The sequence below is a fragment of the Nitrospira sp. Nam74 genome, assembly GCF_965152615.1.
In genome coordinates, this window is the sequence record NZ_OZ224220.1 from 2,801,389 (window position 1) to 2,818,309 (window position 16,921).

Here is a 16,921-nt window from a genome sequence, read left to right on the forward strand (position 1 = left end):
ACTTCGCGGGTCGTGTACGATTTGCTGTCTCATAGTTACGAACCTGAAGATGATGTTTCAAGAGTGGCACGATATTGAATTGGAAGACGTTCCGACTGCCTTTCGTGGTTCACCCCCTCGGCCCCGATCCCCGAGGGCTCGAAGTCTCGTCTGGCTGGCATTGTACTCTCGCCAACTTCAACGGGGACAGTAATCCATCCCCAACCCTACAGTGTATGTCTCCTGCCGGAGCCGACATTGCATGAAATACGACTCGGATGTGTATCATACCTGTTCAACTGGTCATAGGAATTTGAATCTCTGGTTGAGGCAATGTCAGAGATTCACTGCACGGAGAGATGTATAAACCCATCCGCTACGATGACAACCTCCACTCCTTTCGGCATGAGGTAGATGCTTCGTGGTTCGACCCTGGTGATGGTTCCCTCCAACCACGTGCCCTCATGGAGTTCGCGGTTCAGTGTCGCGGCCAGCTGTTGGCGCAAGTCTTCGATTCGACCCGAAAGATCGATGTCCAGATAGGGCTTTATGCGAAACAATACGTCGTCATGCACTAGCCAGCCGGCCGCGCGCATCAGTGCATCCTTTGTGTCCACCGTAAAATCAAATTCTTTAAAAGTTAGTGTCTGGGATATCGAATCGATCACCGGTTTGCCGGCAGCATAAATGTTGCCATTGACTGCTCCACTGACGCCCAAAGCCAAAATCAGACGGTCACCACTTCCGTATGTCTGAGCGGAAAGAATCTTCAGCGATTGATCCACCGACATCTGTATTTCTTTTCCAACCAACTGTTCCTCGAGATGATGGTTAATGTCGCCATATCCGGCCAGCACGGGCACGGCAAGGTGAAACCCGTCTTGTGAAATCGGGGTTAACTCGAGCGGCGGCATCGGGCGCTCGACGACTGTAGGCTCGGGCCCAAAGTGCGCTTGCGGCTTCAGAACTAAATTTACGGCTGTGCGGATCACCTGCGAGTCGTCCGACCCAATGGGACTCACGTTTGCACCGACCGGATTCAACGCGAGCCAAAGGTCCGAGGACAATCGCGTGGGTTCCTGAAGTTTCCGCCAGATCGTCTCTGCCCTTTTCCTTGCTTGGCTCCTTTCCCGAATCTTAGCGTCAATCATCTCCGCAAGGGCGTGCAGCCGAGCATTCACCAAGGGCTCCAAAAGCCGCGTCGCATTGAAATTCATACCTTCACCCGTATTGCAGCGATCGAGAAATTCCGGGGGATCGAATGTGGTGTCTGATGCAAGGGTCCACCTATCCGTCCAATCTAGTCTCGAGGTCGCGGCAAGGCGTAACCGTTTCAATGCATCCTGTCCATATCCGCAACGGACTTCCTGAACACCTCCATCGGAACCATCCATTCGAACAGCAATCCGATACAGATTCTCTGGCAAGTCCAACGCAAGATGGGCACCAACCATCCGCAAGTTAAGCGGTCCTCGTATGAAATAATATTGATAATGAAATCGGTCTTGAGCGCCAGGCAGATCCACAGCCTGCCACGTGTCCTCCTGAGCTGCTTCACGTGGAACGGCGGCGTCTGCAGCAAAAGCCAGTTCATTCACAGGGACACTGACCTGAAGATGCACGATTGATTCTTCAATACGAGGAGGAGGCGGAGGAGGCACCAAACGATCCGTAGGCTTAGGAATATCAACCTGCGCACCCCCGCACGCAGTGAGCATACAGGACGCAAGCAGCAGAAGGGCGCGATGGTATGGTCCTAAATTCTGGCACATCCTCTTCGACGGTAGTGCACGACCGCCAAATGTTATAAGTCTGTCACAGTGAACGACTCTATCCCACCTTATAGCCCTTTCCGGAAAGACACACGCTATAAGCACGGTTCCATTCTTGTTGCTTTTGCTGTTGAGCAGCCGATGATTGCTTCACGGACTCTTCGTATTGCATTTCGGATCGGCGTCGCCGTGCCACTCCCGCCCCTCCTCCAACGGCCGCTCCGATGGCCGCTCCTTTTCCTGCGTCTCCTCCAATAGCGCCCCCAATGGCACCCACAGCTGCGCCGCGCGCGGCGCCTCTGGCAACTTGTCCACTCTCGGGGGGTGGTGGTGCAGCGGCTACAGAGACTTGATTCGGATCAATCCCTGTTTGCTCTTTCGCCCACTTGTAACACGTAAACTGGTCCAACTCCTGTTGATCTTTGCTCTGGCCCTTTTCGGGAAAGATAAACATCTCGGCGTGAGCCCCCTTTGAAACGACAAAGAGTGCCAGGAGTGAAGCAAGTCCTATGGCAACCCGTATATGCATTTCTGCTACCTCCGAATACTCTTGGATGCTTTGTCACCGGTTTTGATCAGGCTCATTTGGGGATGAAGGAACCTTATAGGTCAGCGATGGCCATATGGCGACCCCTTCGCCTTGCTGTTCAGCAGTATCAAACCCAATCACCCTTGTAGATTGCTCGACTTGAAGACGCGAGATCATTTCGCCTTCGCCGGTGATACCAGTAAACTTGCCGGTGCCTCCCACAATTTTGAATGGCCCTCGGCAACTTTCCATATCGCCCATGCACGTGAATCGAGCGTACACGCGGTTGCCGTCTTCATCGGTCAGGATGCAACGGCCCTGCCCGGTCCTGATCATCTTTTTTAAGTCGCCTTCCGCTGTGGCAGGACACACAATGGAGGATGCATGCAGTGATCCCTTCCCATCGTCCACATACAACGTCCCGCTATAAACGCCTACTAAATAGGCCTCCGCAGGACCGACTGGAAATACGAATGACCGCCCTTTCCATGTCGCAACAGCCTTAACCGAAACTTCTTCGGCCACTGCATCGCTGACGGGATCGGTCGTGAGGACGACCGCTGCCATGGCAACCGCCAGCATTGTGAACGTAACTATTTTCATAGAGCGACCTCCTCCCGGAACCACGACGCGATCTTCGTGAGCTTGGTACTCGTTTAGATGGCGTTCGATTCGGCTTCGTCACACTCTCATTCTAATAAGCAAGGGGAATCCGCTCGGCAAGGGCCCCATTGATCGCAGCACGAATTTTGTTTTCAATCTGAATGTAGCGTGCAACCTTTCTCTCGGGAAGAGCGGCCTCAAGCTTCTCGGCATACGACTGCTTCAACTTCACCTCTGCTTCCTCGGCGTCGAGCGCTTGGTTCAGCAGCTTCGCTGCTTTACTATCCGGGAGAGGGCCGCTGTTATATGCTTCCGCATATTCAACGAGCGTGCCGCCGAGCCCCTGGTTGATTCGTTCTAAGTCCTTTTGATATGAATCATAAATCGGCCAAAATTGCTTGGCCTCGGCATCCGTCAGATCCATGTTGCTGGCGACGAGTAATTTCTTGTCGGCTTTGATCTTTTGCATCAAGATCTCCAGATTCCTGTCCGCCGCCGTCCGGCCTGTTTTTGAACGATTCATATCCTGAACTCCTGTTGTCGCAGGCTGGGACGATGAGTACCCCTGAGAAGGCGCAGCTGTACCAGACTGGCCCTTCGACTGTGAGGAAGCACACCCCTGCAGTATCAAGACACTGACGATCATTACACCGATTCCTAACCTTCGCATGGTTTCCTCCTTGGAAAGATCTCCCTTTGCGTGGCGCCTTCCTCTCCCAATTTCAACCTCAATAGATCAGTGGAATCTGCTGTGCCAATTCCCGGCGGAGCAATGAGCGGATCTTGGTTTCCATCTGGATGTAGCGTGCGACCTTCGTCGTGGGCAGCACCTGGCCGAGCCTGTCGGCATACAAACGCTTCATCTTCACTTCATCCTCTTCTTGGGCCAAGGCGTCGTTCACCAGTTTCTTCGCCGCATCGTTTGGCATCGGACCTTTGTTCATGCTGTCGGCGTAGTCCTTAATCGTACTGGCCATTCGTTGATTGACCTGTGCCAGGTCCTTTTGAAACGCATCGTAGAGCGGCCAAAACTGCTCGGCTTCCGAATCGGTCAGGTCCATATTCTGGCTGATGAGCAGTTTTTTGTCCGCTTTGATCTTCTGCATCAGCATGTCGATGTTGGAGTCGGAGACATTCTGGGCGATGGCCGCCGTAGTGAGAAGAACCGTTCCAGTGAATACAAGGGTCATGATGGACTTCATACACACTCTCCTTTCCGATTTTGATTATGATGAACAAAACAGCCCATAGGTCTCTCACTTGGCCAAATCGATTCCACTTGGTAATCACCGTCTCAGCATTGGTCGAAAGCTCCAGCCTATTTCATGAGATCGTCCGCTGCCGCACGTAGATCAGCGGACTTGGGATTGCTGACGGAATTCTTCACCAGAATGTCTACCGGTCTGATCGCTTTCCCATAATAAAGTGCATTCGACTCATCTGAGGGAGCAACTCTGGCGCCGTCCAGCGCCATACCGGCGAACGCTCCTTTTGTCCGGCCATAGGATAAGATATCTCCAGTCACACCTCCAAAGGATGAGCTACCTCCTACGGGACCGATGGACAGCCCGGTTCCGGCACCGAGTTTGAAATCGGAGCGATAAAACTCCTCCAGACCCTTCTGAGTTCTGACCACGAAGATTAATTCCGACGCATCGCCGCCGGCCTGTAGCCCGAAGCTCACAGCTCCGATCGTATAAAATGCTGGCTGAGACCACTCGCCGGTCTTTTCGTCATGCACGAGTAAGACCCCGCCGCCTCCCGCACCACCAAATACGAAAGCGCCCCGTAGCAGTTCCGGGACGATGAAGAGGCCTTTGGCATCCTTCCATGCCCGGACCGCATCTTTCAGACCCGGATCGGCCGCGAACGCTTCCATGGTCATCTTGGCCTTGTCCACAAGCTGCTGTTGTTCCATGGCCCCGGCAGACATGGCAGGCGTCGATAGCACCAACATCGTGAGGCTGATGAACACAGAAGCGAGGCCGCACCGTCTCACCTGTGACAGAAGTTCATTCCATGTGGCATTCATCACTGATCCTCCTTTCAATGTCGGTTTTGGCGAGTTGGCTCTGCATCGGCGCGCATTGGACGTAGGGCAACGCACGCCCATTCTCTCGCTCCTTCCACGTTATTCGTCCATTTGGTAGGCCGAGTGCACGTTTGCGGCGCAATCGACGAAAACCTTATTGTGACCTTTGTTGCCCGACAAGAAATACCGGCGATCGGCCCAGCCATAAAAATATGTGCTCGTGTTCGCGAAGACACCGGTAAAGAGTAGTCGTACGCAAATTGGTTATCATAGCGAGTCGCTATCATACGGTCAGGTCTGTGGAGTGGGAACTGTCAACTTTGACAGGTATCAGGTATATCGGGGCAGCGTTTCCTCAGTCGCGCTAGGATGTGGGACCTCCTGAAAAGCGACCCTAAAGACGTCGTCGAGGAAACCCAGTCTTGACGACAATCACCTCGAACAGGCTGTGGTTCAACGTCTCCATGATGTCCTACTCTTTAAGCTCGTCGCGGAAGAACATCAGGGCAATCAGAACTTTTCCCTCTGCTGAAATTAATGGTTTAGTGAGAGCAGGCTCGTGTTATAGCTTGAAGCTGTGCGCGCATGCACAACTTTGCCGGCGAGATCCTTGAGCGAGTGGATCGGCGTAGATTTCTGGCCCTCAGCAGTAGCCCTGATATCGTGCGTGGGCAGACGGAGTAACGAAGTCCACGACCCTGAGCCGCTCGGCCGTCACCGTCAAGTGCGCGAGAGGACCTCATCGCGAACCGACGCACCAGTCGACGCACAATCTTTACGCCAAACCCCCGGGGCAATCGGTAGGCACACAGAAATACTCAGAAGGACTTACTGGGGTCGTCTATCTCTCCACTACTTCTGAGAAGCTGGCGCCGCTGGCGCCGCAGTCGGTGGCATCGGAGCTGACGGCGTGGATTTGGTCAGCAGGGCGGCATTGAACTCGTCCGCCGAAATCTTCCTTACGTCAGAAGATTGAAGCGTCACGCGGCTCCCGGTTCTCTCGTCTTTGAACTTAATGGCTCCAGCCTTTCCAGCCTCATCCACTTTCTTGCTGTAATAGATCTTTCCTGAAGACGGATCGGTGACCTGGTAATAAGAACTGCATCCGACAATCAGGCACACCAATGCAATCATCGAGGCGAGATGGCCGCATTTCCATTTCATCGATTTCTCCTTTCAAGAATATTGACATTTCGAGCTTTGGCATCGTGTCCCCTCACGATCGTTTTAGCGCTTGTCTAGCTTTGTAAACTTCGATCCTTCGAGCGTGAGGTTATACATCAACCCCTTCTGACCAAAGACGAATCCAACAATCGGATCTTGCAGCTTAGCCGTATCGATCGTTCCCCCAGCGCCAACCGTAACCACCGCGACAGACCCATCAACCCCTGCCTTCCATCCTTCGCTTTGGCGAAATTTCTTCAGCGCCTCTTCCGCCAAGAAGACGAGAATAATGGTTTTAGCCTGCGCCCCGAATTGAAAGCCGAATGAGCCAGCCGCCGTGCTGTAATAATCCACCGTTTTGCCGTCAATCCGCAGAGCACCTTCCCCATACTCTCCGCCGACCCCGACGCCGGCCTTGAGTACCTGTGGAAAAACAAGAACGCCTTTGGCATTCTCCAAAAATGTCTTGGCTCCTCCAACCTCTTTCTCCAAACGCTCCAAAGCGACATCGACGCTGACGTCGATCTCTCGGGCTGAGGCGGCTAACGTCGGGACCGGCCGCCACGTGCTGAACAAAATCAGGGTACCAGCAAACACCGCCATCGCAAGACGTGCCCCTCGCCTTGTCCTCATGATGTGAACTCCTTTAACATCGGAGCAACTTCTAAGGGCAGCTCACCTTGAGATTGCCCTTTGCCCCTTTTTATTTTCAATCTCATGGTCCACCTGCACGCAATGCACATCGCCAAATCAAGACGCTCTTCATTGCAATTCGCAGTCACTATCACGGTCCACATTGGCGTGGAACTGTCAATTCTGACAGTCCAGTCTCTTCAGATTGGAAACAACTCCGCCTGTGGTGAACGCAACGGCCCTGGTCACCCGCGACGAATAATCCGTGAGTAACACGAGGCCCAGGCCCTACCTCACGCCGTTACAGCCGCCTGCGGGGAACCGGCTGGTGGATAGTCCAATGACCCCTTCATTTCCGCGATCTTTTCCTTGGGCAAGTTCGGGAGATACAGCGTATGCTTAGACTTCCAGTCCTTCACCGCTTCTGCGACTGCCTGCGCCCTCTGTTCATCAATCGGTTTCCCGGGTAATTCATACTGAACCTGCACAGGGACCGCGAAATCCGATCCGGCCGCCATCACGATCTCCATGATACGAAGATTGAGATCTTCGGCGACTTCAAGCGACTCGTCATAGTTGAGAACTGCCATGTATGCGAAGACTTCAAGATCGAGGGAGTATTCACCGAATCCACTGAAACGGACATGCAGCGGCTCAGAGAGAACCTTCGGATGGGCGTAGAGCATTTTTTGCACTTCGACCAAGACGTAGCGGATCTGGTCAGGGGTCGTCTCGTACCTCAGTGCGAGATGCGGGTGGTACCAGAAGCGGTCACGTTTAGACAGATTGTCGAGATGCATACTGACGAAGTCGGCATTGGCAATTGTAATGATGCTCCGTTCCAGAGTGCGGATACGGGTGGCGCGAAGACCGATCTCTTCCACCGTTCCTACCTGTGTCCCAAATCGGCAGAAGTCGCCCACACGAACGGGTTGCGCAGCGAAGAGCGTGAAGGCGCCGAAGATATTTTCCAAGGTTTTCTGGGAGGCGAGCGCGACAGCAATCCCGCTGATGCTGAGTCCGGCCAACAAAGTGGTGACCTTGAACCCGATGTTATCGAGCCAAAGAAGCGTCGCCGCGGTGACTACCAGGAACTTGAGAAGCCTCGCCACGGGACTCAAAAGTACCAACGCGCCCGCGAGGCCTTTGCGGTCAAGATTCGTGCTCGCACGAAGCGCAACGAAATCGACGACTCGCAAGAGGAGCCATCCAAGAGCGATGACCTGAACGGTTCGCGCCTGTGCGATCGCTTGAAGCGTGATAGATGGTCCAACCACATCGCTGCTTGCGCGGAAAAGAACGGTCCAAATAAGGAGTCTAAGCGGGCCGGTGAAAATACGGGCTACCTGTTCCGCAAGGTCGGCACGGAATCTGCGCAGGACCATGACTAAAAACGATGTGATCAGGATTGCCGCCGGATAGGTCAGGATAATGAGGCCGAGGACCGCGATCCACAGCCAGAGACTGAGTCCCAGAAAGGAAACGTCGAACAACCAGGCCGGGAGGATCTGTTCCAGGGATCCGTAGCCGACATCCTTGTACATAGCGGGAATTTCAGCGACGGTGACGCCGGCGAACTTCCAGACAGATGCGCCGTCTTCTTCCAAAATCCGCTGCATGAAGATATCGTACGTCTTGCTTCCTGAAGAAATGCTTCCCACTCGGTCGCGCGCGGGATGGAGATTATCGTTACGATCGCCTTCGGGACTGTTGCTGAGCAAATCGAGGTCGATCAAGAGAGCGCGATCAAGGACGACCTTTAGTTGTCGCGCTAACGTCGCCCCCTCCTGTCGCGCCACCTCCACCGGCAAATTCCGCAGGTCGAGATACTCGGCGGCCTGCGCATAGTTCCGATTCCGAGCTGCTATGAGGAATCCATGAACACTCGACCGTGGGACCCCACGGCCGAGCGGATCATCCTGGATTCCAAGCTGCTCACTACCCGATTCAGAGGGCCGATGTTCCTTCGCGCTTCTCTCGATCAGTTCTCGAACGGTCGGCTGCCCCGAATTCTTGTCGGCATATGATTGTCGTACCGATAGCGTCATGAGGACTGTGATCGCCATGATCATGCCAAATATTCTATTCACACCTGATCTTCGCATAGTTCTTCCTCCTTCCAATGGTCCATAGCGCGGCTGACTGACCAGGTTTGATTCCAATAAAGGTTGTTAGAGACAGAGCCGCGCGTTCACACGATTTAGCTAGCGTCGTGTGCGGCATCGCAACTGTCAAAAGACACAGATGGACGCGAGAACAGCTTCTCAGCACCATCGGCTATATCGAGCCAGCTCCTCGAGGGAGTCGCGCCCTTGGACTCGCTCAGAAGCTGGCGAACATCCGCCGAAAGCCGACCTCCACGCTCCACTCGTAAGCGCCGATTACGTCCCGCCCCAACACTCCAACGCCGGGTCTCACCCAGAGCAGCCACTCTCGAGTCAGCCGATGACCGCCCTCGAATTCCAACGTCAAGCTGCTTTTGGCATCGCGTTGCCAGTCGAGTTGCCCCACCGCCTGGATTTGCGTGTACCATCGCTCCGTCCAGATCGTATTGAATAGGAGGGAAAGTCGAGATAGCGAGACATCGCGCCGGGATGGATCGCCGCCGATCGAGAGTTGCTGCTGTAGAACAGCGAACAGGAGACTGTCGATGTCCGGAAAGACGCGGGCCGTGGCCCCAGTGGGCGAGACCGTATACTTCCCAAGTCCAAGCTGCGTGCTGGTGGCGGTTGGAAATGTGAAGTCGGCGGCGGCGAAGAACGCATAGCCGGGAACCGTATAAAGACGCGCGCCGGTCCGCACGAAGAGATCTCCCAAACCGTCTACATTCCCAAGCCCATTTATGTGGCTCCAGCGCAACGGCGTGATCACACTGAGCAGCCAGTTGCCCCCATACGGAACATCGACCCGGCCGCTGAGAATATTCACCCGGCTCCGGCTCGTAAGCGCATCATATTCGTTGGAAAGCTGGAGACGCCCAACGATGGCGGTGGGATCGGTTCCTTGGGAACGGGCAATCCGTGACAGCCGCTGCGCTTCTTGCTGTTCCTCTGGCGTGAGCGGTTGCGGCCCGAGCCGTTTCAATAACCGCCGTCCTTCCGGCTTCTCTGATCCTGCTTGGGCCTCCTGCGGTTCGGTCTCCTCGGCCGTCTTGTCAGACGATGTTGTCTGGGCAAACGTTTGGCAGGGAGAGATTAGCAAGAGAGCCACGCACGGTAGGAGCACCGTCCATATGAGCTTCATTCGGACGATTGCCATCGGTGCACATCGTATGCCACAACGCGACGCATCCCGACTGTCAGTTTTGACAGTTCCCTTCCATCGAAAGCGGTGGTACTAACCAACTGGGACTTTTTAGATCGCTTCGTTTGTGGCGGCCGGCACATCGCGCAGTCGCTTTTCACAATAAGTTGACACCGGTTGGAACAGTAGCTCCTCCCAAACAGTTTTGACGCAGAGGATGTGGAGGTATCTATGGAATCGAGATCTAATGCCGAACAGCAACGCTTGTCCGACGCACGCGAGAAGAACGTGCCGTGGAAGAAGTGGGGACCCTATTTGAGCGAGCGGCAATGGGGCACGGTGCGGGAAGACTATAGCGAAGGGGGTGACGCCTGGAATTTCTTCACCCACGATCAGGCGCGCTCACGGGCCTATCGCTGGGGCGAGGATGGTCTTGGGGGCATCTGCGACGAAAAGCAGGGGCTCTGCTTTGCCCTGACCCTCTGGAACGGGAAAGACCCTATCCTCAAGGAGCGTCTTTTCGGGCTCACCAATAGCGAAGGCAATCACGGCGAGGACGTCAAAGAATACTATTTCTACCTCGACAGTACGCCGACCCATTCTTACATGAAGTATCTCTACAAGTATCCGCAGGCGGCCTTCCCCTATACCGATCTGGCGGAAACAAATCGAGGCCGTTCCCGCAACGAAATGGAGTATGAACTGCTTGATACCGGCGTCTTCAATGAGGATCGTTATTTTGATGTCTTCATGGAATATGCCAAGGACGGCCCGGACGACATCCTCGTGCAGATTACAGCCGTCAATCGCGGCCCGGAGAAGGCCGATCTTCACCTGTTGCCGACGCTATGGTTCCGCAACGACTGGGCAACATGGATTGCTAGACCTGCCAAGAAACCGATGCTTAAACAGGTCAAAGGACCGGGCGGCACGAGTGCAATCAAGGCGGAGCACTCAACACTGGGCACCTACTATTTGTACTGCGAAGGCGACGTGCCGCTGCTCTTCACTGAGAACGAAACGAACAACGATCGACTGTTTCCTGAACATCCGAATGCCAGCCCATACGTCAAAGACGGCATCAACAATTCTGTGGTCCAGGGTCAGGAGTCGGCGGTGAACCCTGCCCACGAAGGCACGAAGGCCGCCGCGCACTACCGGCAAGTCGTGCGTCCCGGCCAGTCGATGAGCGTGCGCCTGTGCCTCACCACCCAAAGCCCCACCGAACAGAGCACGAATAAGAAAGGGGTTGCCCTCTTTGGGCCGGCGTTTGCCGAGACGATGACCACTCGCCTGCAGGAGGCGGACGAGTTCTACCGCTCTGTCACCCCGCCTTCCGTCTCCTCGGACGCAGCCAATGTGATGCGCCAGGCCATCGCCGGCATGCTCTGGTCTAAGCAGTACTATTATTTTGATGCCGATCGTTGGCTGGAGGAGCACCACTCCAACCCACTCCGTGCCGGATATCGTATCACCCGCAACTCGGAGTGGTTCCACATGGTCAATGAGGACATCATCTCGATGCCGGACAAATGGGAATACCCCTGGTACGCGGCTTGGGATCTGGCCTTCCACACGCTGCCGCTCTCGATCGTTGACCCCGATTTCGCCAAGCAGCAGATGCACCTCATGCTTCATGGACTCTACCTGCACCCCAACGGGCAGATCCCCGCATACGAATGGAACTTCAGCGACGTGAACCCTCCCGTTCACGCCTTCGCGACCTTGTTCCTGCACCGCACTGAGCAGGGTCTGCGCGGGCAGACGGACGTTGATTTTCTCCGATCGGCCTTCAATAAACTCTTGCTAAACTTCACCTGGTGGGTAAACCGTAAGGACCGGTTCGGCAAGAATGTGTTCGAGGGAGGCTTCCTTGGCCTCGACAACATCGGTGTCTTCGACCGCAGCTCCCCGTTGCCCACCGGCGGTCACCTCGAGCAGGCGGACGGCACGGCGTGGATGGCGTTGTTCAGCCAGAACATGTTGGAGCTTGCGGTGGAACTCGTGCCACACGACCCCACCTATGGAGACATGGTGACAAAATTTATCGAACACTTCCTCTATATCGCCGCAGGTATGAACAAACCCGGGCCGGATGGCATGTGGGACGAGAAGGACGGCTTCTACTACGATCTGCTCCGATTCCCGGATGGCAGCGCCGAGCGGCTCAAGGTACGCTCCATGGTGGGGCTGCTTCCCTTGTGCGCCACCACGGTGGTTGAGCCGTGGCAGCGGGAACTTGTTCCGCAGGCACTCGCGGCATTTCGGGCGCGCGCTCGCCAGATGCCCGAACTCTTGACAACCATTCACCCTGTGGGCCCGGAGCATTGGGGAGTGAACGAGCGCGGGATTTTTTCCCTGCTCAATCCTGATCGGCTGCGGCAGGTGCTTTCCAAGATGCTCGACGAGAATGAATTCTTGGGGCCTTACGGCATCCGGGCCCTCTCTAAGTTTCACGAGAGGAATCCCTATATCTTCCACGTGGGTGGCCAGGAGTACCGGGTGGACTATCTGCCGGCGGAATCCAATACCGGCATGTTCGGCGGTAACTCCAACTGGCGGGGACCGGTCTGGATGCCGGTGAATGTGATGCTTATTCGGGCGCTGCTGAATTACTATCTCTATTACGGCGACAATTTTAAAGTTGAATGCCCCACTGGATCCGGCAACATGATGAACCTCTTCGCGGTCTCCAAGGAAATCGCGGTTCGGCTGAGCCGGACCTTTCTTCGCAATGAACAGGGTCAGCGTCCGGTCTATGGCGGCACGGAGAAATTTCAATCGGATCCCCACTGGCGGGATCTCATTCTGTTCTATGAATACTTTCACGGTGATAACGGGGCGGGACTCGGCGCGAGCCATCAGACCGGCTGGACCGGGTGCGTGGCGAAACTCATCCAGCTCTTCGGCGTCCTGGACGCCAAGCGAGCATTGGAAGGGGGCAAGCGGCTTGCGTTCAAGAAAGTGAACGAATGACGGCCTGGCGGAAATATCCTGTCATCTATGAGATCAATACCTGGGTCTGGCTGGGTGAACTAGGCCGCAAGCACCGGAAGCCCGTGACTCTAGCCACGGTTCCTGACGAGGAATGGGATGCCATTGGCGCATACGGATTTGACGCGGTCTGGCTTATGGGCGTGTGGGAACGGAGTCCTGCCGGCATCGCCATTTCGATGAGGAACGAAGGGCTGCTGACGGATTTTCGTCGCGCCCTCCTGATTTTGCGCCGGAGGACAATGTCGGCTCGCCCTATTGCGTGCGCCGCTACGTCGTGGATCAGTCCCTGGGCGGACCGAAAGGGTTGGCAACCGCCAGAACGAAGCTCGCCGGACGGGGTATGCGCCTGATCCTGGACTTTGTCCCCAATCACGTGTCGCCGGATCATCCATGGGTCACTGAGCATCCGGATTATTTCATCCAGGGCAGTGCCGACGATCTGACACAGAAACCTGGAGAGTTTTTCCAGGCCAATGGCAAAGCCCTGGCGCTGGGGAGAGATCCATACTTTGCGCCCTGGCCTGATGTGGTGCAGTTGAACGCATTTCATCCGGGATTGCGGAAGGCAATCATCGAGACCGTAACATCCATTGCCGATCAGTGCGACGGCATGCGGTGCGATATGGCGATGCTGCTCATGACGCCCATCTTCGAGCGTACGTGGGGGCATCGCGCCGGGCCACGGCCGCAAAAAGAGTACTGGTTGGACGTGATTCAGGGAGTGCGGAGGCAATACCCCGATGTGCTCTTCATGGCTGAAGCCTACTGGGACAAGGAATGGGAACTCCAGCAACAGGGGTTCGACTACTGTTACGATAAGCAACTCTACGATCGCCTTGAGCATGGGTCGGCTGAGAGTGTACGGCTGCATCTCTGTGCCGATCTGCCCTACCAGGAAAAGCTCGTTCGCTTCATCGAGAACCATGACGAACCGCGCGCCGCTGCCACGTTTTCGGACCAGCATGCGCGGGCTGCAGCGGTGACGTTCGCGACCCTGCCCGGCGCCAGACTGTTTCACGAAGGGCAATTCGTGGGACGCCGCATGAAGCTCCCGGTATTCCTGCGCCGCCGTCCCGAGGAAGTCCCGGACCGGAGCCTTGAGGGATTCTACACGTCCCTCCTTCGAACCCTTCGCACGACCGATGTGAGGGACGCGGACTGGACACTGTGTGAACGGACCGGTTGGCCGAACAACGACAGCTACTTGAACCTGGTGGCTTGGTGCTGGCGAAAGGACGCGACACGAATGCTCGTAGTCGTAAACTTATCGGAATCGAGGTCGCAGGGACACATCCGAATTCCATCGGATAACCTGGAACGACGCACATGGCGGTTTACCGATGTGTTTACTGGAGATGTGTACGAGCGCGACGGACACGAGTTGCAAGACTCAGGCTTGTACGTTGACCTTGCGCCCTGGGCCTTTCACCTGTGGACGACTTAAAATTTCACACATTAAGTGACGCGTTACTGTTACTCATCACCCTCATTATCCCAGCGCGTCTCACTGTCATTTCGGTCATACGTGAGTATCCCTATGGAGGCCCAGGTCGTTCAGCATTCCTCCATTCGAGTATGCCGACTCACAAGACGGACGCTCGGCGTATCGACGTAAAACGGTTGCCGGTGGTGACTAGGCACATGTTGTTTGAACAATGTGGTCGACTTTTTTTCATGGCGATGGTTTGTTCTGCGAGTCTAGTATGCGCTCGGGAGTATCAGAATCCGATCACGTTCCCAAATGCGTCAACAGCGGAGATCTGGCGGATTACGTCCGACGAAGGGCCGGGAACGCAGTTGCGAGCCTTAGATCTGAGCAGGAACAAATGGACTGGCGACTTCGATGGGATGTTCGAGCGTCGCGCGGTTCGAGTGCTTGTGCCATACAGTCGTACGCTGTACTTTAACGACAAAGGCCGCCAGCGAGGAATCACCGCCGACTTTATTCGCGACTTCGAAAAATATCTCAACCAAAAATACTCCAAGGAATTGCATCATCGCCCGCTCACCATGGTCATGATCCCCAGCACCCGCGACCGGATGTTGGAGGACGTCGCCAACGGTCTCGGCGACATCGCGGCAGGTAATCTGACGGTCACGGCAGAACGGCTCAAAATCGTGGACTTCGTCGCCGCGGGTGGTTTGCCAACCGTATCGGAGCTGGTGGTGACTGGTCCCAAGTCCCCTACGATGACATCGCTCGACGATCTCGCAGGCAAAACCGTGCATGTGCGCAAGGCTTCGAGTTATTACGAAAGTCTGCGCTCGCTGAACGAGCGCTTTCAGGCCGAGGGCAAAGCGGCGGTTGCGATCACGTTGATCCCGGATGCGCTCGAAGACGAAGATATTATGGAGATGTTGAACGCTGGTCTCTTCGAGACGATCGTGGTGAATGACTGGCTTGCGAAAATATGGGCGCCGATCCTTCCAAAGATCCATATCACCGGTATCGTCCTGCGGGCCAACGAACGAATCGGTTGGGCGGTCCGGAAGAATAGCCCCAAGCTGGATGCAGAGATCCGTGAATTTTACAAGAATTACGTACAGAAACAGCACGTCGTCGCATCACGGCTCGCTGCGTATACGAAACGCATTAAACAAATTAAGGATCCGACGAAGACTGCGGAATGGAAACGGTTTGAGCAGACCATTGCCTTATTCGAGAAATATGGAACCAAGTATCACTTCGATCCCCTCATGCTGGTTGCGCAAGGCTATCAAGAATCGCTCCTCGACCAAAAGGCGCGAAGTGAAGTCGGCGCAATTGGGATTATGCAGCTCATGCCAGCGACGGGGGCGGAAATGAACGTGGGGGACATTACGATCAGCGATTCCAACATACATGCCGGAGCGAAATATATGGACCGCCTCATGACGACGTACTTTCCAGATGCTCACTTCAGCGAATTCGACCGGCCGCTGTTCGCATTCGCCAGTTACAACGCGGGCCCAGGCAAGATCGCCCAGATGCGTAAGCTGGCCGCGAAACGAAGACTCGATCCGGACAAGTGGCTTAACAATGTTGAGTTAGTGACCGCAGAGAAAGTCGGGATCGAGACCACCACTTATGTACGAAACATTTTTAAATACTACGCCGCCTACAAACTCGCGGTTGAGAGCCAAGCCACCCAACGCAAGGCACGCGAACATTTTACGCCTAGAGAGGGCAAGCACGATGAGGAGAGACACAAGATCAAACGCATTTTCACAAGCGCCAGGGCTGTGCCCGTCCTTTAGACCGGCAGGTGGCATATCGCATTCCAGTTTCTAGCGAGATATGATGCCTTGCCTAAAGGCGTGTACGTGCCACGTGATGATGAGATAATACAGGTCTTAGTTGATCTTGAGCCCTGGACCTTTCACTGTGTGCTACTTGCAATCTTACAGACTAAGTGGAGCATTACTATTACTCATCACCCTGATTATTCCTGGCTGTGTATATGTCGTTTCGGTCGATTATTTACCTGAGAATCCCTTTAAAGGCCAAGGCACTATAAGCATTGGTCCGTTCCAGTACGCCGATTCGCAAGGCGGAACTCGGCATATCGAGTCCAATCCACAGGGCATCGGCCGGTTTTATATGTCGGTGGAAGTGGCGCAATTTTTCGCCAAGGCCGTAGCAAGCGAACTGACTCTCTCAGGATATGTCGTAGCGCCGACTGCCGATCTCAATATTTCCGGCCGCATCGATCGACTGTATTATGATCCCGTGGATAAACAGTACACTTCTTTAGAGCTGGTCGTGCAATACGCGCTACGACTTCAGGACAAAGAATCGTATGAGCAGTCCGTGAGAGTGCTGCAGAAGATGCCCAAAAGCACCATTATCATTAGTCGATTGATACGCGGTGCCACGCGCGAGTCTATCCATCAATTTCTCAATGGCGCCCGTGAAGCGAACGTCTTGGCGCTTTCAGCTCCCGAAGCTCACGACGCTGGACGAAATCGGTAGAAGACGACAGCTGTTGG

Annotated in this window: 13 protein-coding genes and 1 pseudogene; 4 read left to right on the forward strand and 10 right to left on the reverse strand. The window is 55.0% G+C overall.

The features are described 5' to 3' along the window. Window positions 1-323: 323 nt before the first annotated feature. From ACWHYZ_RS13115 to ACWHYZ_RS13160, 10 genes are all read right to left on the reverse strand, one after another. Window positions 324-1,697, reverse strand: coding sequence for a DUF4403 family protein (locus tag ACWHYZ_RS13115; protein ID WP_447983140.1), 1,374 nt, complete (start codon window positions 1,695-1,697; stop codon window positions 324-326). Between the two features lie 112 nt (window positions 1,698-1,809). After that, on the reverse strand, window positions 1,810-2,280 hold the full coding sequence (locus ACWHYZ_RS13120; RefSeq protein WP_447983141.1) for a glycine zipper family protein: 471 nt from the start codon (window positions 2,278-2,280) through the stop codon (window positions 1,810-1,812). Window positions 2,281-2,313: 33 nt separating this feature from the next. After that, entirely contained in the window at window positions 2,314-2,883 is a 570-nt protein-coding gene (locus ACWHYZ_RS13125; RefSeq protein WP_447983142.1) for a hypothetical protein, read from the reverse strand. A 91-nt stretch (window positions 2,884-2,974) separates the two neighbouring features. Continuing rightward, the gene (locus ACWHYZ_RS13130; RefSeq protein ID WP_447983143.1) at window positions 2,975-3,406 is read right to left on the reverse strand and encodes a hypothetical protein; all 432 of its coding nucleotides are present in this window, start codon (window positions 3,404-3,406) and stop codon (window positions 2,975-2,977) included. 205 nt (window positions 3,407-3,611) lie between these two features. Further along, the gene (locus ACWHYZ_RS13135; RefSeq protein WP_447983144.1) at window positions 3,612-4,085 is read right to left on the reverse strand and encodes a hypothetical protein; all 474 of its coding nucleotides are present in this window, start codon (window positions 4,083-4,085) and stop codon (window positions 3,612-3,614) included. 116 nt (window positions 4,086-4,201) lie between these two features. Continuing rightward, complete coding sequence (locus ACWHYZ_RS13140) at window positions 4,202-4,915, reverse strand: lipid-binding SYLF domain-containing protein (RefSeq protein WP_447983145.1); 714 nt, start codon at window positions 4,913-4,915, stop codon at window positions 4,202-4,204. An 852-nt stretch (window positions 4,916-5,767) separates the two neighbouring features. Beyond that, entirely contained in the window at window positions 5,768-6,079 is a 312-nt protein-coding gene (locus ACWHYZ_RS13145; RefSeq protein WP_447983146.1) for a hypothetical protein, read from the reverse strand. A gap of 63 nt (window positions 6,080-6,142) precedes the next feature. Continuing rightward, window positions 6,143-6,712 (reverse strand): BPSL1445 family SYLF domain-containing lipoprotein, encoded by a 570-nt coding sequence (locus ACWHYZ_RS13150; RefSeq protein WP_447983147.1) that lies wholly within the window; start codon window positions 6,710-6,712, stop codon window positions 6,143-6,145. Between the two features lie 293 nt (window positions 6,713-7,005). Continuing rightward, the gene (locus tag ACWHYZ_RS13155; RefSeq protein ID WP_447983148.1) at window positions 7,006-8,817 is read right to left on the reverse strand and encodes a mechanosensitive ion channel family protein; all 1,812 of its coding nucleotides are present in this window, start codon (window positions 8,815-8,817) and stop codon (window positions 7,006-7,008) included. 217 nt (window positions 8,818-9,034) lie between these two features. After that, window positions 9,035-9,970, reverse strand: a complete 936-nt coding sequence (locus ACWHYZ_RS13160; RefSeq protein WP_447983149.1) for a hypothetical protein — start codon at window positions 9,968-9,970, stop codon at window positions 9,035-9,037. Window positions 9,971-10,186: 216 nt separating this feature from the next. Here ACWHYZ_RS13160 and ACWHYZ_RS13165 point away from each other — a divergent pair, with 216 nt between their 5' ends. From ACWHYZ_RS13165 to ACWHYZ_RS13180, 4 genes and pseudogenes are all read left to right on the forward strand, one after another. Next, entirely contained in the window at window positions 10,187-12,931 is a 2,745-nt protein-coding gene (locus ACWHYZ_RS13165) for an MGH1-like glycoside hydrolase domain-containing protein (protein WP_447983150.1), read from the forward strand. Further along, window positions 12,928-14,396: pseudogene (locus ACWHYZ_RS13170) on the forward strand (alpha-amylase family glycosyl hydrolase). The gene ACWHYZ_RS13165 and the pseudogene ACWHYZ_RS13170 overlap by 4 nt, the downstream one beginning before the upstream one ends. Window positions 14,397-14,830: 434 nt before the next feature. Next, window positions 14,831-16,189 carry a transglycosylase SLT domain-containing protein gene (locus tag ACWHYZ_RS13175; RefSeq protein ID WP_447983151.1) on the forward strand — a complete coding sequence of 453 codons (1,359 nt, stop codon included), beginning with the start codon at window positions 14,831-14,833 and terminating at the stop codon, window positions 16,187-16,189. Window positions 16,190-16,325: 136 nt separating this feature from the next. Further along, window positions 16,326-16,904: a hypothetical protein gene (locus ACWHYZ_RS13180; RefSeq protein ID WP_447983152.1), complete on the forward strand. Its 579-nt coding sequence runs from the start codon at window positions 16,326-16,328 to the stop codon at window positions 16,902-16,904. Window positions 16,905-16,921: the final 17 nt, after the last annotated feature.